Annotated in this window: 16 protein-coding genes and 1 riboswitch; of the genes, 8 read left to right on the top strand and 8 right to left on the bottom strand. The window is 49.2% G+C overall.

The annotated features are described in order from the left end of the window. Nucleotides 1–142: 142 nt before the first annotated feature. Nucleotides 143–307: a hypothetical protein gene (locus tag AC5JLB_RS22095; protein WP_495875982.1), complete on the top strand. Its 165-nt coding sequence runs from the start codon at nucleotides 143–145 to the stop codon at nucleotides 305–307. Between the two features lie 214 nt (nucleotides 308–521). Here the strand turns inward: AC5JLB_RS22095 and AC5JLB_RS22100 are convergent, their stop codons facing one another. After that, nucleotides 522–1,424: a Tll0287-like domain-containing protein gene (locus tag AC5JLB_RS22100; RefSeq protein ID WP_495875983.1), complete on the bottom strand. Its 903-nt coding sequence runs from the start codon at nucleotides 1,422–1,424 to the stop codon at nucleotides 522–524. A 333-nt stretch (nucleotides 1,425–1,757) separates the two neighbouring features. Between AC5JLB_RS22100 and AC5JLB_RS22105 the strand changes: the two genes are divergently transcribed. The 4 genes from AC5JLB_RS22105 to AC5JLB_RS22120 all read left to right on the top strand — a co-directional run bounded on the left by AC5JLB_RS22105 (nucleotide 1,758) and on the right by AC5JLB_RS22120 (nucleotide 6,266). Then, a complete protein-coding gene (locus AC5JLB_RS22105) occupies nucleotides 1,758–2,732 on the top strand; it encodes a phosphate/phosphite/phosphonate ABC transporter substrate-binding protein (RefSeq protein ID WP_495875984.1) in 975 nt (324 codons plus the stop codon). Nucleotides 2,733–2,889: 157 nt separating this feature from the next. Continuing rightward, the gene (locus AC5JLB_RS22110) at nucleotides 2,890–4,110 is read left to right on the top strand and encodes a sigma-70 family RNA polymerase sigma factor (RefSeq protein WP_495875985.1); all 1,221 of its coding nucleotides are present in this window, start codon (nucleotides 2,890–2,892) and stop codon (nucleotides 4,108–4,110) included. Nucleotides 4,111–4,168: 58 nt separating this feature from the next. Beyond that, nucleotides 4,169–5,380, top strand: a complete 1,212-nt coding sequence (locus tag AC5JLB_RS22115) for a DUF1822 family protein (RefSeq protein ID WP_495875986.1) — start codon at nucleotides 4,169–4,171, stop codon at nucleotides 5,378–5,380. A gap of 175 nt (nucleotides 5,381–5,555) precedes the next feature. Further along, nucleotides 5,556–6,266, top strand: a complete 711-nt coding sequence (locus tag AC5JLB_RS22120) for a MarC family protein (protein ID WP_495875987.1) — start codon at nucleotides 5,556–5,558, stop codon at nucleotides 6,264–6,266. 34 nt (nucleotides 6,267–6,300) lie between these two features. Here the strand turns inward: AC5JLB_RS22120 and AC5JLB_RS22125 are convergent, their stop codons facing one another. The 3 genes from AC5JLB_RS22125 to AC5JLB_RS22135 are packed head-to-tail and all read right to left on the bottom strand — an operon-like array spanning nucleotide 6,301 to nucleotide 18,289. Next, nucleotides 6,301–10,389, bottom strand: a complete 4,089-nt coding sequence (locus AC5JLB_RS22125) for a non-ribosomal peptide synthetase (protein ID WP_495875988.1) — start codon at nucleotides 10,387–10,389, stop codon at nucleotides 6,301–6,303. Next, the gene (locus AC5JLB_RS22130; protein WP_495875989.1) at nucleotides 10,386–15,056 is read right to left on the bottom strand and encodes an amino acid adenylation domain-containing protein; all 4,671 of its coding nucleotides are present in this window, start codon (nucleotides 15,054–15,056) and stop codon (nucleotides 10,386–10,388) included. Before AC5JLB_RS22130 ends, AC5JLB_RS22125 begins: the two co-directional genes overlap by 4 nt. Continuing rightward, complete coding sequence (locus AC5JLB_RS22135; protein ID WP_495875990.1) at nucleotides 15,053–18,289, bottom strand: non-ribosomal peptide synthetase; 3,237 nt, start codon at nucleotides 18,287–18,289, stop codon at nucleotides 15,053–15,055. Before AC5JLB_RS22135 ends, AC5JLB_RS22130 begins: the two co-directional genes overlap by 4 nt. Before the next feature lie 292 nt (nucleotides 18,290–18,581). Here AC5JLB_RS22135 and glpK point away from each other — a divergent pair, with 292 nt between their 5' ends. Beyond that, nucleotides 18,582–20,084, top strand: coding sequence for a glycerol kinase GlpK (gene glpK, locus AC5JLB_RS22140; protein WP_495875991.1), 1,503 nt, complete (start codon nucleotides 18,582–18,584; stop codon nucleotides 20,082–20,084). Here the strand turns inward: glpK and AC5JLB_RS22145 are convergent. The 4 genes from AC5JLB_RS22145 to AC5JLB_RS22160 all read right to left on the bottom strand — a co-directional run bounded on the left by AC5JLB_RS22145 (nucleotide 20,035) and on the right by AC5JLB_RS22160 (nucleotide 23,619). Beyond that, a complete protein-coding gene (locus AC5JLB_RS22145) occupies nucleotides 20,035–20,604 on the bottom strand; it encodes a 2'-5' RNA ligase family protein (RefSeq protein ID WP_495875992.1) in 570 nt (189 codons plus the stop codon). The genes glpK and AC5JLB_RS22145 overlap by 50 nt on opposite strands. Nucleotides 20,605–20,761: 157 nt before the next feature. Next, nucleotides 20,762–21,346, bottom strand: coding sequence for a Uma2 family endonuclease (locus AC5JLB_RS22150; RefSeq protein ID WP_495875993.1), 585 nt, complete (start codon nucleotides 21,344–21,346; stop codon nucleotides 20,762–20,764). Nucleotides 21,347–21,464: 118 nt separating this feature from the next. Continuing rightward, entirely contained in the window at nucleotides 21,465–22,748 is a 1,284-nt protein-coding gene (gene bioA, locus AC5JLB_RS22155) for an adenosylmethionine--8-amino-7-oxononanoate transaminase (RefSeq protein ID WP_495875994.1), read from the bottom strand. A 4-nt stretch (nucleotides 22,749–22,752) separates the two neighbouring features. Beyond that, the gene (locus AC5JLB_RS22160) at nucleotides 22,753–23,619 is read right to left on the bottom strand and encodes a biotin--[acetyl-CoA-carboxylase] ligase (protein WP_495875995.1); all 867 of its coding nucleotides are present in this window, start codon (nucleotides 23,617–23,619) and stop codon (nucleotides 22,753–22,755) included. A 229-nt stretch (nucleotides 23,620–23,848) separates the two neighbouring features. Then, nucleotides 23,849–23,979: riboswitch (guanidine-I (ykkC/yxkD leader) on the top strand. 117 nt (nucleotides 23,980–24,096) lie between these two features. On the opposite strand from AC5JLB_RS22160, the gene AC5JLB_RS22165 reads away from it, so the two are divergent. Together AC5JLB_RS22165 and AC5JLB_RS22170 are read left to right on the top strand one after the other, a co-directional pair. Continuing rightward, complete coding sequence (locus AC5JLB_RS22165) at nucleotides 24,097–24,828, top strand: urea amidolyase associated protein UAAP1 (RefSeq protein ID WP_495875996.1); 732 nt, start codon at nucleotides 24,097–24,099, stop codon at nucleotides 24,826–24,828. Between the two features lie 83 nt (nucleotides 24,829–24,911). Beyond that, nucleotides 24,912–25,550: an urea amidolyase associated protein UAAP2 gene (locus AC5JLB_RS22170; protein ID WP_495875997.1), complete on the top strand. Its 639-nt coding sequence runs from the start codon at nucleotides 24,912–24,914 to the stop codon at nucleotides 25,548–25,550. The last annotated feature ends 200 nt before the right edge of the window (nucleotides 25,551–25,750 follow it).

Here is a 25,750-nt window from a genome sequence, read left to right on the forward strand (position 1 = left end):
AACTCATTGAGCTAGAAGCGGTTCTCCTTTATGGGTAATGAGTACTCCCTTGCTGCTCATGAGTACTCTTTTGTTACTCGCGGGTACTCCTTTACTGCTTGCGGGTACTCCTTTGCTGCTCATGAGTTCCCCTTTGCTACTTATGAGTACTCCTTTGTTACTCGCGGGTACTCCTTTGCTGCTCATGAGTACTCCTTTGTTGCTTGCAGGTACTCCTTTGTTGCTTGCAGGCACTCCCTTGCTGCTCATGAGTACTCCCTTACTGCTCATGGGTACTCCCTTACAGGTGATGAGTTCTCAGAATTAGTGAACTAGCTCTTAGGGCTAGAAATTGGAGGGTTTGCGGAAGCTGTAGCCTTTAGAGAGCCAAGAGAGCCAAGCGATCGCTAGATATTTCGCCAACGTCTTTGCCCTTCTCTTAAGTGGCAGAAGCGGAAATAAGGGCTGATTTAACAGGTCAGACCCAGATTCCGCAACACTTTAACTTATTTCTTCAATTGGCCACTCAAATGCAGCTTAGATTACTGTTTCTTGTTCAACAAATTCATCGAGATTTCTAAACTCGACTTCATGCGATTAAACGCGGCTGCCAGCGTGCCAATTTCATCGCGGCTATTTTGCTCAAACTCGGTCGCCATTTCTCCCATACTGACGGCTTCTGCCGTGCGTGCCATCTGACGAATCGGACGAATGACCGATCGCTTCAGCAAATAATTGATCACAAAAACGATCGCTAGAAATACTCCCAGCAAAATTGACATGATCAAGGCAAGCGATCGCCGCGAATTCTCCAACACCTCTTCCGCCGGAACTGAGACGATCTGAGCGGCAATAATATCGTTCAGCTTCCAACCAAAGCCATTCTGATCCCCATACGTTGCAATTTGGCTCTTGGGTGCTTTATCGACCGTAGAGTGACAGCGCAAACAGCTTTCTTTTCCTACAGCTAACGGACGGGCAATATAAAACACTTGTCCTCCGGGCAAATCGCGGAAACCAGAGATCTCTTTGGTATTTGATTCTTCACGAAATCGTTTGACTAGATTTGCTTCAAAGGAATCGGCTTTGTCTCGCAAATTAGTCGGATCTAACGTGGCTTCTTTATAGAAAAAGTCTTTGTAATCATCAACTTTGCGGACGCGCTGAAAAACCTCGGTTGCCGCGAAAGCTGGGACTGTTTCGGCAATAAACGTAGAATCGGTGTCTAGTCGAGGATTCAAAAGCGGTTGAATGTTAGTCGTGGTATAGTCGCGCACCGAATTCATGGTCTGAATCAGAACCAGAGCCTTCGACGTGACTTCGTTCTTGGCACGACTTTCTAACACGTTAGAGAGCGCAAGTCCACTCAGCGCAAAGCCTGCAACAAATACCAGAGCTAACAGGACGTTAAATCTAGGTCCTAATTTTAGTCGTTGTAACCACATGCTTCAAACCTCGGTGCTGATAAACTGACTCTGACCCGTTTATAATCTTCAGAATTTAGACAAGTGCAATCTGCGTCAGTAGACAATCCTATAGACAGACAATTCTAGAGCCGCTCACTCAGCAATTTTTTGGAGCTTAGCGGTGCGAATCGCAGTGATTTGTCTTCTGATGTGACTCTTGATGAATCTACTTCTAATCATCGAATGAAATGGAGAAAATGCTGCAAATTTAAACAAAAACTAAGGTTATTCGCAATACTGTTTTACCTGAAAAGAAAGATGGTATGAAACAATTGAATGGTTCACTTGAAGACTCAGCTTCGTTTATAGCTTGTGCAACGAAAGTTCCCTCGTCGTTTATTTCTAGCTTCTCTCGTGATTGCCGCGTGCAGCCCCCAATCTCGCTCGTCTAGCCGACAGCAGCTTGTGTTAGGAACGGTAAGCTATGGCTCTGGCGAGAAAACGATCGCGCAGTACGATCGCTTGATTCGCTACCTTGAAGAAAAACTGCAAGCCGTGGTTCAGCTTGAACCCGCCTACAATGAGCGCAAGGCATTGGAGCGCATCAAGTCGCAAGCGTGGTCGATTGTCTTTGCTCCGCCCGGACTTGCCGCGATCGCGCTGACAAAACATCGATACCTTCCGGTGGCTCCGTTGGTAGGCGTGAGTAGTCTGCGATCGGTGCTGGTCGTTCTAAAAAATAGTCCTTATCAAACTCTGGGATCGCTTGCGGGCAAAACCTTAGCGATCGGACAGCCGGGATCAGCCGTTGGCTACTATTTCCCCATTTTCAATCTCTATGGATTAACCTTGGCGAGTTTAGCGATTCCAGGAACTCCGAAAGCGATTTTAGACGCGATCGCGCAAGGCAAAGCCGACGTGGGAGCACTATCGCTAGAAGAGTTTAATACCTATAAAACTGAGATCAATCAAGCTGAGTTTCGGATCTTGTTTACCGACGCTCATACCGTTCCATCTGGACTTGTCTTAATCAGTCCCAACGTCGATCGCACCGTGCAAGAATCCATTCAAAAACTTCTGAATGATATGCCATCGGTGGTGGCTCAAGAAGCCGGATTTGTTCCTAACGGCGCGATTCCAGACTACACTTACATGATCTCAGTTGTGGAGCGAGTCCGCGCCATTTTTCCTGCCGAAACCGAGGAGGGAGCCGCTTTGCTGACTCAAAAACCTGTGCGTCTATTTAGAGATGGAGAAACACCGCCTGAAACGTCAGCGACTCCTGCGGCTACCCCATTGTCCCCTTCAGATCCCTCTACGTCCTTGCCCGATCCTAGTCCTACTTAATTCACCTGCGATCGCTCCCCAATCTGCCAAAGGAATCAAAACGCTCACTCCCACGTCTTCAACTAGCCATTGATCCGATTTTCTGTTCTAACGTTCGATTCAGTAACTGCTCGATTCAGTCAATATCAGTCAATAACAGTTAAGGTTTCTAATCGCGATGCGTCCCCGTCGAAGCATTCTTGAACTTTTCTCAACATTCCTACAATTTGAAAATGATGCAGCCCGCGATTGGCTCAGCGATGCGCGATTGCGACGGAGTATGCAAGCCAATCTCGATGGCTCCGCAAGCTTCCAAGGGAATCAATCTGAGCAAATTGAGCCGACCGAAACCTTTTGGGCGTTGTACTGGCACAAACTCTGGCAATCGAAGGAACATCCTCTCGCAAGCGGGCATCTGGCGGCTTACCTACAAGAAGTGTGTTATTGGAGTGCCCAAAAGCTGACGCTCAATCTATCCACTCGATCGTCTCTGGCAGATTTCTTTCAAATTGCGATCGCAAAGCTCGATCGCGTCTTAGCTGGGTTTAATCCACAACACAGTTCGGGCTTAAGAAGCTATGCCAGCTTAGCCTTTAGTAACGTAATTAAAGACACACTGCGCTTACGGCAGGAAGTCGATATTTGTACAGATTGGGCATTGCTGCACAAACTGAGTTGCAAACGGTTTGTGGAGTCATTACAAAACTTTGGATTCAATGCCACTACGATCGCGTCCTATCGGTTGATTTGGGAGTGCTTTAAACTCATCCACGCACCCACAGATGGAAAGATTCGTAAATTAGGTAAACCGGATGCAGCGACATTCGAGGCGATCGCTCAGCAGTATAACCGCGATCGCATCAGTACGCTCGATCCTTTGTCTCCACCCACAACACCCGTCTTGGTAGAGCAATGGCTGATTAGTTGCGGCAGAGCAGCGCGATCGCTACTTTACCCGATGCTCGTGTCAGCCGATGCCTCAAAATCGGGTCAAGAGAGCGGCGAATTATTAGACGACATTGAGTTCACCTTTCAAGAATCGTCGCTTATGAAGGTGATTGCTCAAGAGGAAGAAAAGAGCCGCGACGATCAGCGATCGCAGCTAAACGCAATTTTACTGCGATCGCTCGTCAAATTAGATCTCCCGTCTCAGCGACTATTGCAGCTTTACTACGGACAGGGACTGACTCAGCAAGACATTGCAAAACAATTAGACATGAAACAATACACGGTGTCGAGACGGCTTACCAGTCTAAGACAAGGATTATTAGATACTTTAGGCAAGTGGAGTCAAACAACCCTGCATAAATCTCTCGACTCAAACGTAGTGCAAACCATGAGTACAATTTTGGAGGATTGGCTGAAAGTGCATTACGCTCATCCAGACCTTCCTTCTTAAACCTACCGTGTACACACACGTCGTTTATCGCTCCGTTTGGGGGGCGAGGATCTCGGCGATGACGAACCGAGAGACGTGTGTGTTCACGGTAGCCTTCCTAAACCGAGGCAAGTTCATGTTTTCTCCTGCGTCGTCCATGATTACTGATATTCTTCAACTGCATCTAGCCATCCCTGAGACATCGATTGAGCGATTTTGGCAACAGCAGCCATCGCCCTTTTCTGCCAACGGAATCTGCTGGATGGCGTCGCTAAATCAGATCTGCTTGGACGCTCTCTTGCCGTGGATTCAAGAAGTCCATGCTTCAAAGGCGCGGGTGTGGAAGAATCCTGCTAGCCTGTCCAGCATTTGGGAAGTGGTCAACGGTTCCGCCATTGATTTTGATCATCAGCGCTTGGTCATCATTCCGACAGCAGCAGCGGATTTTGAGGAGTTGCGAGTGCCGCAAGAGTGGGCAGACTTGCCGAGTTGGGCAGGAGACTATTATGTGTCGGTCTATGTCAATCCTGACGATCAAGAGATTCGGGTGTTGGGCTATGTGACCCATCACATGCTGAAGCAACAGGGACAGTATGATGCCTACGATCGCACCTACAGCCTAGAAGCTGACTGTCTGATCGGGGATTTCAATGTACTGTGGACGGCTCGCCGTCTCTGTGCGGATGAAGTGCGGCGAGATGCGATCGCGTCCTTACCTGCCCTCTCGCTTGAGCAAGCGGATTCCTTAATTCATCGCCTCGGTGATGCTTCAATTTTGGCTCCTCGTTTGGCAGTTCCATTTCAGCAGTGGGGAGCGTTGTTAGAGCATAACGGCTGGCGACAGCGCTTATATCAACGCCGGTTAGGACTTCCTGAGGCGTGGTCAGTCCAGCAATGGCTGCAAACTGGAATTTCTGATCTGGCTCAACAATTTGGGTGGGGCACAATGGACTTGCAGCCCAATCTCGCCCGTGGAGCCAATGGTGCAGCGAGAGTGCTAGTCCGGCAACTGACGATCGCTGGTAAGCTCTACGAGTTTTGCGTGTTTCAACAAAGTGAAGAGGTGTGGCGATTTGAATTGCAGAGTGCGTCGATTGGAGGTCTGATTCCAGGCGGGTTTAAGTTGCGGTTACTGACCGAAGATTTGATGCCATTTGAGAACAACGAAGACATCGCTACGACTGCCATTGAGCAACTTTATCTTGAAGTTTGTCTCAGTCCAGGAGATGCGTTGACTTGGGAAATCGAACCTTTGCCAGACAGCTATGATCGCGAAATTTTGCGGTTCTAAGATCAAGTTTTAAGGTCAGAGGGCGTGGATCAAATACCTCTTTGGGCTAGTTGCTGCATGCAACTCGGCTCAAGCGGCGCGTTTGTCATTAGAATTATTGGCAACTATCTGCGACAGAACCGACGATCGCGGCAAAGGTTGTTAATCTAGTTCTTTACTCTTCTCTTTAACAACGATGGTTTTAGCTCCGTTCCTTGGCGTTGCCGTACCTGCTGCTTGGCAAGCGATCGCGCAATTAATTGATCCTTCCTTTCTAGCAAAAGCCTTTTTAACGTTGTTTGTGGTGATTGACCCGATCGGGCTGATTCCGCTATTCATCACGCTGGCACGAGGTCGCACCGAAGAAGAACAAGCTCACATTGCCCGTCGCGCTGTTCTGTTCTCGGCAGGCATCTTGCTGGCATTTTCGTTTAGTGGCGCGTTTCTGCTACGCTACCTCGACATCAGTATGGAGGCATTTCAGACAACGGCAGGCATTCTGCTCTTCAAAATTGGTATTGATATGGTGTTTGCTCATCGCGAGCGAGAAACCAAAGAAGAAGAGCAAGAGGCGCAGATTCGGGAGGATATCAGTGTGTTTCCGCTCGCCATTCCGCTGATTGCAGGGCCGGGTACATTAGCCAGTCTACTGATCTTGATCAATGAGGGAAAGGATTACTCGCTTGGAACAGAGATCGTGTTAGCCGATGCCGCGATCGTACTGTTGATTGCTTACGGCTTGCTGCTGCTCGCGAATGTGCTGGCAAAACAACTAGGTCAGACCGGGGTGAACGTCGTCACGCGGCTGTTTGGCGTGTTGCTGGCAGCGCTGGCTGTGCAGTACATTGCCGATGGCGCGATCGCGCTGCTCAAAACTGGGCTACTCGACGTTTTACACACGGCTTAGTAAGCTCTTGATCACGATGCCCTTGATCACGATTTTAGCTGCCCTTCTCCATGCGTTGCTTTAACTGTTGGGCTAAGTATTGAACATGAGGACTCCTTAGCATCGTGAGGTGATTTCCTGGAATCGGACAAAGGTTGACCTCCTTCGTCAGCTTTTCCCAGCCTAACGTTGAATTTTGGTTAGTTTTGCTGGTTTTGAATAGCGTGATTGGACGGGAATACCATTGAGGACTGTAGCTCAGGAATGCCTTAGCATTGGCACGGTAAGTTTGAAGTATGGGACGTAAGGATAGCTCATTTAGCAATTGCGATTGGCTGTGCCAAGCTTCAGCGGGGTTCGCTGCGCGAAGTTCGTTGTCGCCCCTCGGTTGCCGCCGAAAAGACTTGAGGAAACTAGACAAAAATTGTGTGCTCTGAGTTTGAACCTGAGTTTGAAGAGAAGATTTGAGCAAGCAACCGTAATCGATTAGAAAAGGAAGCAGCGATCGCGTAAGGGTGGTTAGCACGTTGAAATTATCTCGGTAAGAGAGCTGATGCCCTGGACTTGCGGTATCAAGCATTGCCAGTAGTGCAACTTCATGTCCGGCTTGTTCAAGCTGCTGCGCCATCTCGAACGCAACTACCCCACCAAACGACCATCCACCAATGTAGTAAGGGCCTTCGGGTTGAATTTGGCGAATCGCTTTAATGTAGTAGGCTGCCATCTCTGCGATCGTCGTATGAGGTGAATGACCTTCTAGTCCAATCGGATGCAACCCATAAAACGGACGATTGGCTGTACCAAGCTCCAAAGTACTTTGAGCAATAGAGGTTTGATTCGCGGAGTCCGTTGGAGCGCTGAACTGTTGCGCCAACTGGTAATAGGGAAAAACAGTACCAAAGATGGGATGTACGCAAAAGAAGGGCGGCTTTGAACCTGTGGGCTGAAGCGACACCAAGCTAGGAATTTCAGACGCAAAAGTTGAACAATTCGCTTGATCAAGTTGCTGTGCTAATTGTTCAATTGTAGGAGCAAGAAATAAGCTAGAGAGCGGCAGCGCTCCAACTTGCTCAAAGTGCTGATGAATTCGATCCATCAGACGCATGGCTTTGAGAGAATCTCCGCCCATGTCAAAAAAGTTTTGGGTCACGTCTATTTCTGTGAGGCCAAGCTGCTCAGCCCAAAGTTTTGCCAGAGTTACTTCTGTCTCAGTCCGGGGAGCAACCGCAGCAGGATTAAGTGACAAGGTAGCAAGAGATTGGCGATCTATCTTGCCATTCGGTAACAGGGGTAACGTGGACTGAATGGCAATGACCGAGGGAATCATGTAAGCAGGTAATTGTTGCTGTAGAAATGCCTTTAACTGGGAACTTAATTGGGGCGTTGCGGCTGAATTTGGCACAACGCAAGCCACAATATGCTTTTCCTCAACCGTCTTTTCTGCAACTTGAACAGCGACCACCGCCGCCGAGATCGCAGGATGTTGTTTCAATACGGTTTCAATTTCTCCAAGTTCAATCCGATAGCCGCGAAGCTTGATTTGCTCATCTACGCGACCGAGAAATTGAAGGCTGCCATCAGAGCAATAGCGGACGCGATCGCCAGTTTTGTACAGGCGTGAATCAGGTTTGAACGGATTGGAAATAAAGCGTTCAGCCGTCAAATTGGGGCGATTGAGGTAGCCTTTTGCGAGTCCGTCACCGCCAATGTATAGTTCTCCAGGAACCCCAATCACCACAGGTTGGAGATCGGAATTGAGGACATAGAGTTGAGTGTTTGCGATCGCGCGTCCAATCGTTACGGTTTGGCCCACTTTCAGTTCAGCAATGGTTGACCAAACGCTGGTTTCAGTCAGTCCGTAAGCGTTGAAAAAACGGCGACGCGTTGCCCAGCGATCAACTAGCTCGCTCGAACAAGCTTCTCCAGCCGCGATGACGACTTTGAGATCGGGCAATTCGGGTAAAAGGGTGAGCAAAGCAGGAGGAAGAGTCACATGCGTAATGTGCTGCTCCTGCAAAAATTGAACCAGGTTTGCTCCTAATCGCGAAGCAGATTGGATTAAGTAGAGAGTTGCTCCAGTCGTCAATGCCATCACGATTTCAAAGATTGACGCATCGAAGCTAAGAGACGCAAATTGTAGAACGCGATCGCTCGGTTGCACATTGAAAATTTGGTGTTGAGCTTGAGCAAGATTAGACAATCCTTGATGAGTGACAAGTACACCTTTCGGCTGTCCGGTAGAACCAGAGGTGTAAATCAAATAGGCAAGATTGTTAGCGGTAACGCGGCTGAGAGGAGGGTTGCTGCCGAGTTGATATTTTTGCTGATCTAAGCAGATCACAGTTTGTCCTAATTCTACAAACCGATCGACTAGCGATTGCTGAGTGAGCAAGATAGAAACTTGAGCATCCTGGAGCATGAATTGCAGACGCTCTGTAGGATAGGTTGGATCGAGCGGAACGTAAGCACCTCCGGCTTTCAGAACGGCCAGAACCGCGATCAGCATATTAAGCGATCGCTCCACACAAATTCCCACCAACTGATCAGGAACAACACCCATTTGTTGTAAGGAATGGGCGAGTTGATTGCTGCGATCGCTCAGTTCACGATAGGTAAGCTGTTGGTCTGCAAAAACAACGGCAACGGCATCGGGAGTTTGATTGACCTGCGTTTCAAACCAATCATGTATACACCAGTCTTTGGGGTACTCTGCCTCAGTTGCGTTCCACTGTAACTGTTGATGTTGCTCGGCGGACGTCAAGATTGGTAGATCAGACAGGTGGTGATTCGGATTCGCCACGATGTTTTCTAGTAATGTTTGAAAGTGCTTCAGCATGCGTGCGATCGCGGCTTGATCAAATAAATCAGTGCGATAGACTGCCACAACGCCCAGTGTGTCTAAACATTCTACAATTTGAAACTCCAAGTCAAATCGGGCTGTACCCGGATCGACAGGCACAGGACTCAAGGTTAACTTAGGCAACTCTAATGACTCAGCAGGCGAGTTTTGTAGCGCAAATACCACTTGAAACAGAGGATTGCGGTTTAAGTCGCGATCGGGTTGCAAGGCTTCTACCAATTTTTCAAACGGCAAATCTTGATGAGCATATGCGCCCAATGCGACTTCTCGCACCTGGTTGAGCAAATCTAGAAACGTAGGGTTGCCTGATAGATTTGTTCGCAAGACCACGCTATTTGCAAAAAAACCAATCAAGTTTTCAAGTTCGCTGTGATTGCGATTTGCAATCGGAGAGCCGACAGAAATATCAGTTTGTCCGGTATATCGAAAGAGTAATGTTTGAAACGCAGCTAGCAGAGTCATGAATGGAGTCGCGTTTGCTTCATCGCTCAATTGAGCGATCGCTGACTTCAACGCTTTGGGCAACACTAACGCTTCACGTGCGCCCTCAAACTTTTCGCTAAACGCAGAGTGCAACGCAGGAACCACAGATTGGTTTTTCTCCCCTAGCCTCGGCAATTCCAAAATAGGAGCTGCACCCTCTAGTTTTTGTTGCCAGTAGGCGAGTTGGCTTGCCAACACTTCTCCCTGGAGCCAGTCTTGCTGCCAATGAGCAAAATCAGCGTACTGAATTGGCAACTCGGCTAACGGGGAAGGATGCCCAGCCGCGAATGCAATGTAGAGCGCTTCTAGTTCACGAATCAACACGGCGATCGACCAACCATCCGTAACAATGTGATGCATTGTGAGCAACAGCACATAGGTTGTCTGATCTAATTGCAGCAGCTTCACCCGCAACAGCGCGTCTTGAGCCAGATCAAACGGATGCTGAAATGCTTCAATTGTTAGTCGTTCAACTTCTGCTTGCTGGTCTGCTGGTCGCAAATTTTGTAGATCGATTACTGGCAGAGGCAAGGTCAACTGCGGCAGCACGACTTGCCTCGGCTGCCCTCCTATCATTTTGAAATTCGTCCGTAGAGACTCGTGACGGCGCACAATTTCATTAAACGTTTGCTCTAGAGCGGCGATATCCAGTTCACCGCTAAGCTGGACTGCAAGCGGCACATTATAAGCCGAATTTTCGGGCATCAATTGCTGGAGAAACCAAAGTCGCTGTTGAGCAAAGGAGGTTGGCAGGACGAAAACTTCGGCTTCTGAATCAGCATGAGAGAGCGTTTGAGTCATTTCGGATCGTTCTGAAGGGATGATAATTTGACACGATAACTCTCCCGCGAAAGCGGCACGATCGCGGGAACTTTGGATTTAACCATACTGTTTTGCAAGCGTTCAATCTCGTTTGCTAATCCGTCTATTGTTGGCGTCTCAAATAAGCTACGTAGGGGTAACTCAACCTCAAAGATGTCACGAATGCGAGAGACCAGTTGAGTTGCTAACAGCGAGTGCCCCCCCAGTTCAAAAAAGTTATCATAGACACTGACCTGCTTTAGACTCAGCACAGTACACCAAATCTCGGTCAGCCGTTGTTCAACTTCAGAGCGGGGTGGTGCATAGGCTTTAACGGATTGAGAGCGATTCCCCTCAGGCTTAGGCAAAGCGCGACGATTGATTTTTCCATTCGGAGTTAATGGAAATGATTCCAGAACGATGAATTGGTTAGGAATCATATAATCGGGCAGTTTTTTACTTAAGTGCGATCGCAACTGAGGAACTAAATGCGCTGCTAACTTAGCATATAGAGGATTATTAGCATAAGACTGCCAAGAATTAGAATGCTTTACTAACGGAAATTCAGGCGTTGTTTTATTGTCATTGTGAATAAACAAAACATCATAATGTCCAGCGCTAGAAACTGACTCACACAACCGAATCGTATAAGGTAATTCGTTGATCAGCGATCGCAAGGCTTCAGGATCTACGCCTGATGTACTCTGCATGCTGCGAAATTCTCCGACCGTCTCAGGAGCTTCTGCGTCCTCTAACCATTGCACCGCTTGCATTGCATGAGACAACCGCGCGTTTGGAATTTGAGTGATTCCTAAAACGTCGGGCTGTTCGTGTAGAAGCTGCTGCACACTGGAGAGACTTAAGCGATCGTTCGTCCAGTTCAGCCACGTTGGAGAATCGGTTGGAGCCGTGACTTCGGTTCCGATATGCAGCGTCACGTTATAGCGAAACTGCGTCATTTCATTGTGGTGATGTCCTTCGGTTAGATCGATTTGAACGTAAGTGATTTCAGGAAAGCGATCGCGCAATGCCTGAAAAAAAGCGGGGTCAATCACGAGTTCTGATTCTCGAAGGATTTGGGTCTGAACTCGTTGCCCTAGTTGGGCTTTATCCAGCGACGATTCTGCTTGATAAAGCTGTACCGAGGTGTGAAACGCTTTTAACAATGGCAAACTCCGAATGTCGCCCAAGAAGATAAAGCCAGACGGAGTAGATGAGCCTTCAGGGGTGCGCAACGCCTGAATTGCACCTTCTATTACCTGCACCAAATACTCAATGCTAGGAAAATACTGCACAACCGAATTGAGAATCACCGCATCAAAATTTGGTGGTATTCCATCAAAATCAGTTGCCACTTTCTGCAGCAGTTCGACGTGTGGAAGTGAGCCATTAAACAACTGCTGACCAATAGAGCGAAGGCCAACCTCAGAGAAGTCGGTTCCGCAGTATTGGGTACAGTGTGGAGCAAGTCGGAACAACATCAGCCCTGTACCACAGCCAATTTCTAGCACTCGCTGAGGCTGTAATGACAGAATGTAGTCAACGCGACGATCGACCCATTCCTGAATCTGTTTAGCCGGAAGCGGTTGTCCGGTGTAGCTACTGTTCCACCCAATGATATTAAAGGTTGGATCAGCCGGAGCAGGCTGACCGTAGGTTTCTTCATACAGCATTTGCCACTGTAACACTTGCTCAGCTTGCAATTCTGTTGTTTGATCGGCGTCAAGGGGGCCAGGGCGTTGCGTCACATACGCAATTAAACGAGGGTCGCCTTCATGCTCATCGGCGATCGCGATCGCAGCTTGCACTGCAGGATGTTGCGCTAACGCTGTCTCAACTTCTCCAAGTTCAATTCGGTAGCCGCGAAGATTGACTTGTTCATCCAACCGACTGAGAAACTCTAACTGTCCGTTGGCTCGATAGCGCACGCAGTCACCAGTTTTGTAGAGTCGTGATTCAGGGTTAATCGGATTGGCAATAAAGCGTTCAGCCGTTAGCTCAGAACGGTTGAGATAGCCCCGCGCTAGGCTGTGACCACCAACGTAAAGCTCTCCTTTTGCGCCAAGCGGCACGGGTTGAAGATTGGCATCGAGAACATAAAGTTGCGTGTTTGCGATCGCATCTCCAAGCGTTGGAACGTCGCCTGTGATTTGTCCTGATGTTGCTACAACCGTTGTTTCTGTCAATCCATAGTTATTCACTACGGGAAATGGCAGGGCAACGGGTAATTGACGCAGTTTGTCACCGCCCGTTAGTAGGAACCGCAACGCACTACTGTTTGACCAATCGAGATCAAATATTTTCTCAGCTAAGGGGGTAGGTAGAAAGCTAATTGTGATTTGTTGCTCAACCATCCACGCCTGCAAGTGCGCAGGTGAGGTTCGGGTGATGTCGTCGGGAATGTGAATGCTGGCTCCAGCCGTAAGATAGGGAAATAGTTCCCAACCACAAGCATCAAAGGCAATTCCAGCGACTTGAGTCGCGCGATCGCTTGCCGAAACTTTAAAGGCGTGCTGATGCCAAAATACTAGATTCAGCAAACTTCGATGTTCGACTAACACTCCTTTGGGCTGACCTGTGGAGCCAGACGTATAGATGACGTAAGCCAGATTGCTCGCCGTAATGCAGGTATTGGGATTTTCCTGACTATAAGCTGCAAAGGTATCCCAATGATCAAGACAAATAACGCGCTGCTTCAAAGAATCGCAACCACCAGGGAACCGATCGATTAAATGCTGTTGAGTCAGCAAAATTACAGCTTGAGCATCATTTAGCATAAACGCTAATCGCTCTGAAGGATAAGCTGGATCGATCGGCAGATAAGCACCTCCAGCCTTAAGAATAGCGAGTAATCCGATGAGTAAATCAGGAGAGCGATCGACACAGAGACCAACGGGAGTTTCAGCGGTAATGTTATGTAATCGTAAATAATGGGCGAGTTGATTACTGCGACCGTTTAATTCGCGATAGGTTAGCTGCACCGTTGCAGAAGCGGTTGCAAGTGCATCTGGTGTGCGTTCTACTTGAGCTTCAAATAGCTGATGAATACACTGATCTGTAGCGTATGGAACCTGAGTGCGGTTCCATTTCACTAGACGTTGATATTCATTAGTGGTAAGAATTGGTAATCTTGAAATCGATTGATTTGGATTTGTGGTAATGCTAGTGAGTAAAGTTTGAAAGCTCTGGAGCATCTGCGCGATCGTCGCTGCATCAAATAAGTCCGTGTTGTAAACCGCGAGTACTGTCAGTTCAGTTGTGCCGCCTGTCAAATCTCCCAAATGCGTAGAATGGCTGACATGAAACTCCAGATCAAATCGTGTTGTTCCCGGATCAAACTCGATTGAATTTAGTATGACTCCAGGTAACTCTAGTGCTTCTCCGGGCGCATTTTGCAGCGCCAGCACCACTTGAAATAATGGGTTGCGGCTCAAATCGCGATCGGGCTGAAGTTCTTCGACCAACCGCTCAAACGGTAAGTCTTGGTGAGCATAGGCATCAAGCGCCACTTGCCGCGATCGCTCCAACAATTCGATGAATGTTGGATCACCTGACAAATCGGTTCGCATCACCAAACTGTTTACAAAGAAGCCAATCAAGCCTTCGATCTCACTGCGATTGCGGTTTGCGATTGGGGAACCGATCGCAATATCTGTTTGTCCCGTGTAGCGACACAGTAGCGTTTGAAAGGCCGCGAGCAACGTAATAAACAGCGTTACGCCTGAATCCTGACTCAAGGTTTCTAGAGCATGGCTCAGATCGGCAGAAAGTGCTAGCGATCGCGTTGCCCCTCGGTACTGTTGAACAGCAGGTCTGGGTCGATCTGTTGGCAAGTCTAGCGTCGGTAAATTCTCAAGTTGCTGTCGCCAGTAGGTTAGCTGAGACTCTAAAACGTCTCCCTGCAACCAGTTTCGCTGCCAATGGGCAAAATCGGCGTACTGGAGTGGTAAATCGGTTAACGGAGAAGGTTGTTCATTCGCAAAGGCGCTGTATAGCGTCCCCAACTCGCGCACCAAAACCCCGATCGACCATCCATCTGAAATGATGTGATGCAACGTCAACAACAACACAAAGTCTGCTTGATCGAGTTGTAACAATTTCACTCGCAATAGCGGAGCTTGAGCCAAGTCAAACGGCTGTTGAGACTGAGCGATCGCGAGCGTTTGCACCTGAGCAGATTGCTCTTCTGAGCTTAGAGATCGTAAATCAACCACGGGCAGCAACAGCGTAATATCAGGCGCAATCACCTGTACTGGGTGGGTGTCTTGCATCCGAAAACTCGTGCGGAGCGTTTCATGGCGACGAACAATCTCGTTAAAACTTTGCTCTAGCGCAACAATATTGAGCGCTCCCGTCAACCGCATTGCCGTTGGAATATTGTAGAACGCATTTCCGGGAACAAGTTGCTCTAGAAACCACAGCCGCTGCTGTGCAAAAGACAGTCGTGGCGCTGAGGTGCGCTGAGGGGATCGGTGAAATTCGGACGGTTGGAGTGTCGTTTTAGCGTGGTGCAGAAAAGCGATCAATTCTGCTTTGCGATCGCGAATCTCGTTCTGTAAATTTGGTGTGAGAACCCCTTCAGGAGCATTGCAGCGTAGTTTATCCCCATCGGCAGAAACCTGAATATCCAGACTTCGCAGATAAGCTAAAAATTCGACTGTTTTCAAAACTCGACCTCCTCACGGGAATCCTTTGCTTCTAGTTCGTCGCGCTTGATCTCAGTAGGATGCACGGCGGTCGCCCAACGAACGGTCTCAATATACTCTGCGACCTCCGCGACTGTTGGCGACTCAAACAGCAGTTGTAGAGGAACGTCCACCTGCAAGCTGTCTCGGATGCGAGACGTAAGCTGCGTGGCAAGTAAGGAATGTCCGCCTGAGGTAAAGAAGTTGTCATAGAGACTAACGGGTCGCCCTAATACCTCTGTCCAAAGCTGCACCAGTGACGTTTCGATCGGCGTTCGCGGCGCAATCGGTTCTACCTCAGGATAAGCTACGTCTAATGCTGCCAAAGCTTGACGATCAACTTTGCCGTTTTGCGTCAGTGGCAGGGCATCCACTTCCACAAACCTCCACGGAATCATGTATTCCGGCAGTTTTGCTTTTAGAAATTGGCGTAGCCTCCCCTTTTGCACCCCTGCTGAATCTAAGACGACATACGCTACTAATCGCCTATCTGTGGGCGTAATTTCTTGAACCAAAACAATGGTTTCCCGGACAGTTGAATGCTCCATTAGGGCACGCTCAATGTCTCCTAGCTCAATCCGAAAGCCGCGAATCTTCACTTGATCATCGCCGCGACCTAAAAACTCTAAGCGTCCGTCGGCTCGATAGCGTACCCAATCTCCTGTTTTGTAAAGCCGCGAACTCCCACAAAACGGATTGGCAATAAAGGATTCCGTTGAACCGCTCAAATAGCCCCGTGCTACGCCCTCTCCGCCAACGTACAGTTCACCCCTTGCCCCAATTGGGACAGGCTGTAGATGGGTGTCTAACACGTACAGTTGCGTGTTGGCGATCGCGCGGCCAATCGTTGGTGCTTCTCCCGCAGAAACCACGCCCGATGTTGTCACGACCGTATTCTCAGTCGGACCGTAGTTGTTCACAACGGTAAACGGTAATGAAGCGGGGGGCAGTTGACGGAGCTGATCGCCGCCAATCAGGAGCGATCGCAACGACGTACCCGACCAATCCAGTGACCATAGTGACTCGGCAAGCGGCGTCGGTAGAAAGCCGATCGTAATGCGTTGAGCAATGAACCAATCTCGTAATTTTTCTGGAGATAGCCGAGTCACTTCGTCGGGGAAGTGGAGACTGGCTCCGGCGGTGAGGTAAGGAAAAATTTCCCATGCACAGGCATCAAACGCAGGAGCCGCAATTTGGGTGGCACAATCGTTCTGTGAAACTTGAAACGCTTGCCGATGCCAACTCACTAGATTGAGCAATCCTCGATGCTCGATTTGAACGCCTTTTGGTTGACCTGTTGAGCCAGAGGTGTAAATGACGTAAGCCAGATCGTCTGCTGCAACTTGACTGACCGGATTGTCGGATCTGTGCTGTATTTTTCCTGAATCCTGCGACGCAAAGTTCGCAACATCAATCACCTTTAATCGCTCATCTTTTAATCGCCTATCTAAGGCCAGCAAGCTGTCGCCCAGATGAGATCGCGTCAATACGATCGCGACCCCAGCATCGTGTAACATCGCCTTCAAACGTTCATCTGGAGAATGAGGATCAAGGGCAACGTAAGCTCCTCCAGCTTTGAGGATGGCTAACATGCCTATCACCCATTCGCAAGAGCGATCGCAGCATAGCCCCACCAATACATCCGGTTTCACGCCGAGCCGTTGCAACTCGTGCGCCAGGTGATTGGCTCGCGCATTTAACGTGCGGTAGGTCAACTGCTGCGTCGAAAACTGGAGCGCAATGCAGTCAGGTGTTTTCTCAACCTGCGCCTCAAACTGCTGATGCACAAGGCATTTCTGTGAGTAGTCAACTTCAGTCTGATTCCAATCGATCAGTACTTGTTGCCGTTCTGTGGCTGACAATAATGGTAGTTCTGCGATCGCTTGATCAGGGTTCGCCACCATTCCGGCCAACAAAATCTCAAAGTGTTGTAGCAAACGCTCGATCGTCACTGCATCAAATAGATCGGTGCTGTACTCTAATGATCCCTTCAGCCCCTGTCCGGTGTTCTCGAACGACAGCGTTAAGTCAAACTTAGCAACCTGGCTTTCGACCTCCATATAGTCCAGCGTTAGCCCAGTCAGTTCTAGCGGTGGAGTCGGAGCCGATTGCAACGCAAACATCACCTGAATCAAGGGCGTGTGGCTCAAACTCCGCGTTGGCTGAAGCTCTTCGACCAAGCGCTCAAACGGCAGATCTTGATGGCTGTAAGCATCTAGCGCAATCGATCGCACCTGATGCAATAGCGATCGCACCGTGGGCTGACCCGATAAATCTGCTCGCATCACCAATAGATTGACAAAGAATCCGATCAATTCTTCGGTTTGGCTATGGTTACGATTGGCGATTGGCGTTCCGATTGCTAAATCGGTTTGTCCCGTATAGCGAAAGAGTAAGATTTGAAACGCTGTCAGCAATGTTACAAACAACGTCACTTCAGTTTGCCCACTCAGATGTTCTAACGCCTCGGTCAAGCTCGGAGACAGCTCTAAATATTGCGTTGCTCCTCGATAACTCTGAACTGCCGGACGGGATCGATCGGTTGGTAGATCGATCGCAGGCAAACCCGCTAACTGCTGTCGCCAATAGTCTAGCTGCGTTTCCAGCACGTCACCCTGAAGCCACTGCTGCTGCCAATGGGCAAAATCTGCATATTGAATAGGTAGCTCTGGGAGCGGAGACGGGTTTCCATCAGCAAAAGCGGTATAGAGCATACCTAGTTCTCGCATCATCACACCCATTGACCAGCCATCTGAAACAATGTGATGGAGGGTGAGCAACAGAATGTGATCTGTGGAGTCAAAGCGCAGCAATTTAGCCCTAATTAGCGCTCCTTGGGTCAGATCAAACGGGTGTTGCGATTCCTCCAAAATTAGCGGCTTATAGTCTGGTGAAGATGAGTCTAGTGAGCTTTGTTGAACATCTACCACAGGCAAAGCAATCCTCTGCTGAGCCGCAATCACTTGAACGACCTGTCCATCCACCACCCGAAATGTCGATCGCAGCGTTTCATGGCGACGAACAATCTCATTTAGGGCTTGCTGCAAGGCACTCACATTCAGCAACCCTGTAAGCCGAATGGCGGCAGGCACGTTGTAAACGGCACTTTGCGGCGATAACTGATCAAAAAACCATAAGCGCTGCTGAGCAAAAGAGGTCGGAAAGAGATAGGCTTCGGTTGAGGAAGGATCAGTCGGGATTGCTTTTGGAGTCATTCCCAATTTATAGAAGTGATTGCTCGCAAGCGAGACAGAATTTAACTTAATTTTAGATACTCAAGAGTGTTAAGACGGGTAAGCATTGATCTAGATGACGCGCTGATTTCTTTGCTTCTCTCTTTAGGTGGATCTCAAGATAGATCTCGCCTTTGAATACGCTTGCCCTTGCTGAAGTTAAACCGCGTTGAAATTAAACCGTGTTGACACGAAACAGAGCGTAAACCATCAATACAGAAGAAATAACGCCCACTTTGCGCTGTAGAGTGAAATTGGTTGCGGGCAAAGAACAATGGCAGCATCTTCTGGTTACATTCTGGCACTCGATTTAGGAACAACAGGAAATCGCGCGTTTCTGTTCGATGCGGCGGGCAGTGTCATCAGTCAGGCATATCAGGAATTAACTCAGCACTACCCGCATCCTGGATGGCTAGAACACGATCCGCTTGAAATTTGGCAAACTACTTGTACCGTGATCCAGTCGGCAGTTCAACACGTTGGGATACAAGCTTCAGACATTCACGCGATCGGGCTAACAGTTCAACGTGAAACCTGTTTGCTGTGGGATAAAACTACTGGGCAACCGCTTTACAACGCGATCGTATGGCAAGATCGCCGCACGGCCCCCCAGTGTCAGCAGTTGCAGGAGCAGGGCTACGCGGCAGAGATCTTAGACCGAACGGGACTCGTGATGGATGCTTATTTCTCTGCCACGAAATTAGCTTGGCTGTTAGAACATGTCGTTACGGCTGATACGAACTTAGAGAATGTGCTTGCAGGCACGATTGACACCTGGATTTTGTGGAAGCTGACAGGGGGCAAGGTACATGCAACCGATGACAGCAATGCCAGCCGCACGATGTTGTTTAACCTCACGACCCGGCAGTGGGATGCTCAACTGCTTGACCTATTTGGCATTCCGGCACATCTGTTGCCTAATATTCAACCCAGTTTGGGATATTTTGGTACGACCGATTCTGACGTAGTAGGGGCAGAAATTCCAATTACGGCAATTCTAGGGGATCAGCAAGCCTCTCTGTTTGGACAAGGGTGCGATCGCGCCGGTTTGGTGAAGTGTACCTACGGAACGGGTAGTTTTTTGGTTGCTCATACCGGAACTCAGATCGTCCGTTCTGATCAACTGATTGCGACCATAGCTTGGACTCAAACTGATGCGACGGGACACGAGAGCGCGAGCTATGCCCTAGAAGGCAGTATGTTCACAACAGGAGCGTGCGTTCAGTGGTTACGCGATGGTCTTCAGATCATTCGCACAGCGGCTGAAACCGAAGCTTTAGCGCAACAAGTGCCCGATAACGGAGGAGTCTACTTTGTGCCTGCGTTTAGCGGCTTAGGCGCACCGCACTGGGACATGGGAGCGCGGGGGGCATTTTTGGGGCTGACCGGAGGGGTACAGCGACAACACATGGTGCGCTCTGTTTTAGAAGCGATCGCATTTCAGGTCAAAGAAGTGGTAGAAACCATTCATCGCTCTGGTGCTGTACAGATCGAGCGACTGAAGGTGGATGGAGGTGCTTGTCAGAACAATTTTCTGATGCAGTTTCAGGCAGATGTTTTAGGCATTCCTGTCGAGCGACCCAAGATGCAAGATACAACGGTACAAGGAGCCGCCTTTGCCGCAGGATTGGCAAGCGGATTCTGGCAGAGCAGCCAAGAATTAATGGATCACCGTCAGCTCGATCGTGTGTTTGAACCGGGAGATAGCGATTATGCGATCGCGCATTTTAGGATGTGGCAGAATGCGGTCGAACGGGCGAAGCATTGGACGAGCTAAGGTCTGTGCCTTGAAACAGAAACTCCTCTACTAGTGCCCAAGGCCCGCCCTGGTACTGCCAGAGCAGCAGTCCTTCTCCGACTCCGTTGAGGGGTTCCCACTCCTCGGTGAGTTGCTCGTACAACTGCTTTGCCTCGTCCGACGCAACCTTGTTCTGGAGAGTGATGTGCGGTCGGTAGCCTTGGCGATCTTGAGCCGTGAGCCAGTCGCTCCATTGGGTTGCCAACCGTTGATGGATCCGCCCCAATTCAGGAGCCTGAACTTCTACCGCTACTCCTTTGCCTAAAAACCGGGGCTTCGGAAATTCGAGAGGCAGGGTTGGAGTTTGTGAACACAGCGTTTGCACCGTCTGCCGAATGCTCGATTCCTGCTCACCTGGTAGCGCATGGAAGAGGCTGATGTGGGCAGGTATAAAATTTCTGGTGGGAGGAAAGTGCTGCTGACGCAACTCGTTGAACCGATCAAAGATGGATTGGTCTAATTTGAGGGTCAGAACGAGAGGCGGAGAAGAAGACATCATCGGCAAAGGTGTTCCAAGGCTAACACCGCCTACTGTACCGGAGAGTTGAAGTCATGCCATCCCCTTCCCGAAGCAAGCAAGTGCGATCTTTGTGGACTTAACTTTGCTAAATTCCTCAGAGCTTCGCAGAGCGAATTGTAAAACCCGCTGATTCCCCTTACCCGCTAATACCACGGCGAAATTCTGCTACGGCTGCTCCTTCATCTGTTTCAGCCATTAGCACACATCGATTGAGCAAAGCAATATTTAACTCCTCTAAGCCTGGCAATTCGCTGCGATCGATCCGCTCATACCGATTTTCCCGAAGATGGTAGAGGCTGAATACACCATCCTCCCAAAACCAAACCTCAGGGACTTCTAGCTCTTTGTATCGAGCTAATTTGCCCTCACCACCGCTACTAAAGACAACTTCAATTGACAAGTCAGGAATCGGTTTAGAGTCACCAATGCAATAAGATTCATCCGCTTGAACTGATGCCACGCCTGCTTTTTCCTGGGTCATGGATCGAGTGGGTTTGAAACGAATCCCTTTTACTAGCAGAAACGTCATGACTAGATAGCCAATGAAGCTGGCAAACATTTCGTGATCACGTCCTGGCATTAGAATTTCAACTGTTCCATCGTAGTAAAACAACCGAACACCCGGAAATCCTTCAAAGCCTTTCTGGATTAGTTTAAACTGATCCCAGGTATGTCCACTGTGAATCATCCGTTGTTCAGCCGTACCAAGTACTTGAGTCATTGTGGTTACTATTTCCTCTTTGCACTTGCTGTTCAACTTTGTACCCACTAATCTTTGTAGCCACTGTTGATGCAGATACGATAATAATATCCATTTGCTTAACGCGGCAGAAAAAGAGTTATAGATTATCCAAAATTTGTCGAATCACCCGATAAATCGATTCGAGTTCATCCGTGGTAATGCAGTAAGGCGGCATCAGATAAATGGTGTTGCCCAATGGACGAATCAGAAATCCCGCGTCTAGAAATTTGGCTTTTAGAATGGGCGCGATCGCATTGAAATAGCCGTCTGTTCCGTCTGTTTTCACCTCCATTGCCGCGATCGTGCCGCAGGTGCGGAGGTGTTCAAGTTTCGGATGCCCTTGCAGATACTGCACCAAGTAGCGACGGTGATGCGTCTCCATGTCTTGAAAGCCTTGGGGATGCTGTTCAAGGAGTTCTAACGAGGTTAATCCTGTCGCGCAGGCAAGCGGGTTGCCCGTGTAAGTGTGACCGTGATACAGCGCTTTCGTCGCGTCGTTGCTGTAGAACGCCTCATAAATCGCGTCAGTTGCCAGCGTTACCGACAGGGGTAAACAGCCGCCTGACAGCCCTTTAGAAAGACATAAAATATCGGGCGCTGTCGCAGACTTCAAACAGGCAAACAGCGAACCTGTACGACCAAACCCCGTCATTACTTCGTCATAAATTAGCAGAACGCCAAATTGACGGGCAAGCTGGGCAAGAGCTTGCAGAAATTGGGGGCGGCACATCCGCATTCCGGCGGCTCCCTGGATTAGCGGCTCAATCACGATTCCGGCATGATGCCCTTGTTTCAAAAGAAATTCGATTTTATCCAGCGTTTCGGATTCTTTAGCTTCAACCTGCTCGTCTCCATCAAACGTCGCTGGAAACGGAACCATATCGGTTTCAAACAGTAGAGACTGGAACGCCTGCCACCAGGGAGAACTTTTGCCGACTGACATCGCCCCGATCGTCTCGCCATGATAGCCGCCCTCAAAGCTAATAAAGCGCGATCGCGGCTCTCCCCCATTGTGCCAATACTGACATGCCATTTTCAGCGCCACTTCAACCGCCGTTGAACCATTGTCAGAAAAAAAGACGCGAGTTAGAGAAGCCGGAACATGGGTTAATAATTTGCGGGCTAACTGCTCGGCGGGTTCATGCGTAAATCCAGCAAAAATCACCTGTTCTAACTGCTGTGCTTGCCGATACAAGGTTTCAGCGATCGCAGGGTGAGCGTGTCCATGAATTGTCACCCACCAGCTAGAAATGCAGTCCATGATGCGCCGCCCATCATCCAATTCCAGCCAAATGCCTTCGCCCTTGATGACATTGAGCGGAGGCGCGGCAGTTTTCATCTGAGTGTAGGGTCGCCAGATCGGGGAATCAGAGTTGAGCATGAATTCACCAGAGAATGTGTCCTGAGACGAATGATCGTACCTTGCCATCGGCGCATTTCAAGAGAAGATGTCCGCGATCGCTAATGCCGCCTGCCTCGCCTGAAATCTGTTTATTGCCCAAATCCACCGTGATGAAGTGCCCAAGCAAAGCATCCCGTTGGCGGAGTGCGGGTAATAGTGCTGTAAGTCCAGGGCAGTCATCCGCGTCGCGTTTCTCTAATCGCATCAATTCTGAGGCTTGCAGTAAGTAATGCCGCAACCGCTCCAGCAACAGGAACTCGTCGGGCACGATCGGCGAGATTTGATGTAAGCTGACGGCCCGCCCGATTAGCGCTTCGCGCACCTCCGAAGCAACTGCGCTGGTATCCAATCCAGCTTGCTCAAACTCGACACAGCGATTGAGTCCCACCCCGACTACGGCTCGTCCCATTCCCCGACTCGCGGTTCCGTCGGAGTTGTACTCGGAGTTGCACAACGGGCTAATCGCTTCACACAAAATTCCTGCCAGCTTTCGCCCGTCAAATAAAACATCGTTTGACCACTTTAAGCGCAGCCGATCTTTCAAATCGGGTAGCAAATCTTCGATCGCATAGATCACCGCCAGTCCTGCTGCCAAGCTTAATTGGGGTAAATGCACAGTAGGAATTCGATCGAGGACAATGCTGGCCGTCAACACGCCAGGAGGGGAATGCCAGATTCGCCCGTGCTGTCCCCGTCCAGCAGTTTGCTGAGGCGTAAATACCACATCCCCATGCTGCAACCGGATTTGGGTTGTCTCATTTGGGTGGCGTGAAGCATTCATTGCCCAAGTATTGGTGCTAGGGCAAGACTCTAGCCAGTGCAACCAGTTAGCGACATCGGAAAGCGGCATGATGGAACCTAGAATGGCAATTTGTAGCTGTCGCTACAATCTTGTGGACTAGTTTACAGTTATCTACCTAAAGGATCAGTTGCCTTAGAGATTTAGCTGTGCTAAAAATCTAGCTATTGCCTAGGAAGCATGTCAGCAGAATTCTAACGTAGGGGTAGGGTATTTCAGCAAGTCTTTGAAGTTTGGCCTAGCCATCTTCTCCAGAGTTGCGCTAATCGCATCACATTTAATTTTTTGCTTCTAGGGTTCCGGTCTGGCTTACGAGCCAGATGCCTGGTCCGAGAGAAGCAGCCGCTTTTAGATCTGCAACTCCATTAGAGTTCAGAAGCGGTCACACGGCGGGACAAAAGCCCGGGAGAGCCAAGCAACAGAGGGTTACTGTTGTCGGCTTCCTGGGCTTTGTTGTTTGGATCGTTGTTTGAATCTTGAATCGTTGTTTGGATCATTGTGTTTGAATCATCGTAACTGGAGGACTTTATGGGACACACCGCGTCTACTCAACCAAACGCCGCCATCGCGTCAAACCTAGTACTTTTAGACGAAACCGTACCGGGTGGTGCGTATTGGCAGGGCGTAATCAAACGCGGCAATACGCTGCGAGTCACTGATTTAGCAGGCTCACACGGCGTGTCGTTACTTGCCTACAACGCCGACAATCCGATCGAGCGGCTCAACGTCGCTGACACCTCCAAAATTCAGTTCAACGCCTTTCTCAAAAAAGGCATGGTGATCTATTCCGATATGGGGCGCGTGTTGTTCTCCATCACGGAAGATACGTCTGGCTATCACGATTTGTTGGGTGGATGCAGCAACGCCAGCCGCAATACCGCGAAATATGAGGGCGGCGACTTTTGGCAAAATTCCCGCGACCACTTTCTCAAAGCACTAACGCGCCGAGGTTTGGGCAAAAAAGACATCATGCCTAATCTCAATTTGTTTAGTCGCGTTGCGATCGCTCCAGACGGCAAGATGAACTTTGTAGAAGGTGGCGCGGCGGATAGCTTTATTGACCTGCGAGCAGAGATGAATGTGCTGGTAATTCTCTCCAACTGTCCGCATGTGCTTCACCCCAGTAACATGTTTAACCCAAAACCGATTCAAGTTACCATTTGGGATTCCCCTGCATCCGAACCTGACGACTTGTGCCGGACAGCGAATCCTGAAGCAATTCGTGGATTTACTAACACCGATGCGTTGTTCGCGCAGTAATTCCCTTTGGCTAAATTTACCTTTGCCTAGCAATCTATCTATTATTCATCTAGACATTGCATTCTTTGTAGGAGAACTAAATCATGATCACTGCTGAACATGTCCTTGATCCCGCTACTGCGATTTACGACGAGGTGTTACCTGCTAGACATCCCTGGGCTCATGTGGTGAAGCAGGGACAGATTCTTCGCATTGAAGATTTGGGAGGAAATCAAGCGGTCGATTTTTTGGTGTATAGCGCCGATGATCCATCCGAGCGATACAGCGCTCAAGATACAACTGTCGCTCAAGGCAACATCTATTTGACCACAGACAGCAAACTGATTTCCAATGATGGTGGCGTCCTGATGACCATTCTGAAGGACACTTGCGGACGACACGATACATCTGGTGGAGCGTGTAGCTGTGAAAGTAATTCGGTGCGCTTTGGTTTAGATAAAAAGTACCAGCACGCCTGTGTGGAGAACTTTCTAACAGCGCTGGCTCCTTACGGGCTAGGCAAACGCGATATGGTCAGTAACATCAATTTCTTTATGAATGTCCCGATATCAGAAGATGGCACATTAGAGATTGTTGATGGGATTTCCGCGTCAGGCAGTATTGTAGATCTGCGGGCTGAGATGAACGTGCTGGTTGCTATTTCTAATTGTCCGCAGATGAACAATCCCTGTAATGCTTACAATCCCACTCCGATTCGGTTAATCATTTGGGATGCGATGTAAGTCGCAACAGAGAAGGCAAAAGAAAAAGCGTTTGTCCCTCTGTTGTGTTGCCCTTGATTTACTTTGTCAATTCCTGTGGTGACACAATTTCCTTGCCCTCATTCTCTATTTAGGAAGCTAATTCTTGTTCCTGCTCCTAGGGGAGCAGGCTAGGGTGAGGGCAATTGAAGATTTGTTAGTCAACTGGCCTCTATGCCGTC

The organism is Myxacorys chilensis (assembly GCF_059505265.1).

What these genes read in the sequence shown, in the direction of transcription:
- AC5JLB_RS22095 (WP_495875982.1), top strand. Translation starts at nt 143, where the DNA reads ATGAGTACTCCTTTGTTACTCGCGGGTACTCCTTTGCTGCTCATGAGT.
- AC5JLB_RS22100 (WP_495875983.1), bottom strand. Translation starts at nt 1,424, where the DNA reads ATGTGGTTACAACGACTAAAATTAGGACCTAGATTTAACGTCCTGTTA.
- AC5JLB_RS22110 (WP_495875985.1), top strand. Translation starts at nt 2,890, where the DNA reads ATGCGTCCCCGTCGAAGCATTCTTGAACTTTTCTCAACATTCCTACAA.
- AC5JLB_RS22115 (WP_495875986.1), top strand. Translation starts at nt 4,169, where the DNA reads ATGACGAACCGAGAGACGTGTGTGTTCACGGTAGCCTTCCTAAACCGA.
- AC5JLB_RS22120 (WP_495875987.1), top strand. Translation starts at nt 5,556, where the DNA reads ATGGTTTTAGCTCCGTTCCTTGGCGTTGCCGTACCTGCTGCTTGGCAA.
- AC5JLB_RS22125 (WP_495875988.1), bottom strand. Translation starts at nt 10,389, where the DNA reads ATGACTCAAACGCTCTCTCATGCTGATTCAGAAGCCGAAGTTTTCGTC.
- AC5JLB_RS22135 (WP_495875990.1), bottom strand. Translation starts at nt 18,289, where the DNA reads ATGACTCCAAAAGCAATCCCGACTGATCCTTCCTCAACCGAAGCCTAT.
- glpK (WP_495875991.1), top strand. Translation starts at nt 18,582, where the DNA reads ATGGCAGCATCTTCTGGTTACATTCTGGCACTCGATTTAGGAACAACA.
- AC5JLB_RS22145 (WP_495875992.1), bottom strand. Translation starts at nt 20,604, where the DNA reads ATGATGTCTTCTTCTCCGCCTCTCGTTCTGACCCTCAAATTAGACCAA.
- AC5JLB_RS22150 (WP_495875993.1), bottom strand. Translation starts at nt 21,346, where the DNA reads ATGACTCAAGTACTTGGTACGGCTGAACAACGGATGATTCACAGTGGA.
- bioA (WP_495875994.1), bottom strand. Translation starts at nt 22,748, where the DNA reads ATGCTCAACTCTGATTCCCCGATCTGGCGACCCTACACTCAGATGAAA.
- AC5JLB_RS22160 (WP_495875995.1), bottom strand. Translation starts at nt 23,619, where the DNA reads ATGCCGCTTTCCGATGTCGCTAACTGGTTGCACTGGCTAGAGTCTTGC.
- AC5JLB_RS22165 (WP_495875996.1), top strand. Translation starts at nt 24,097, where the DNA reads ATGGGACACACCGCGTCTACTCAACCAAACGCCGCCATCGCGTCAAAC.
- AC5JLB_RS22170 (WP_495875997.1), top strand. Translation starts at nt 24,912, where the DNA reads ATGATCACTGCTGAACATGTCCTTGATCCCGCTACTGCGATTTACGAC.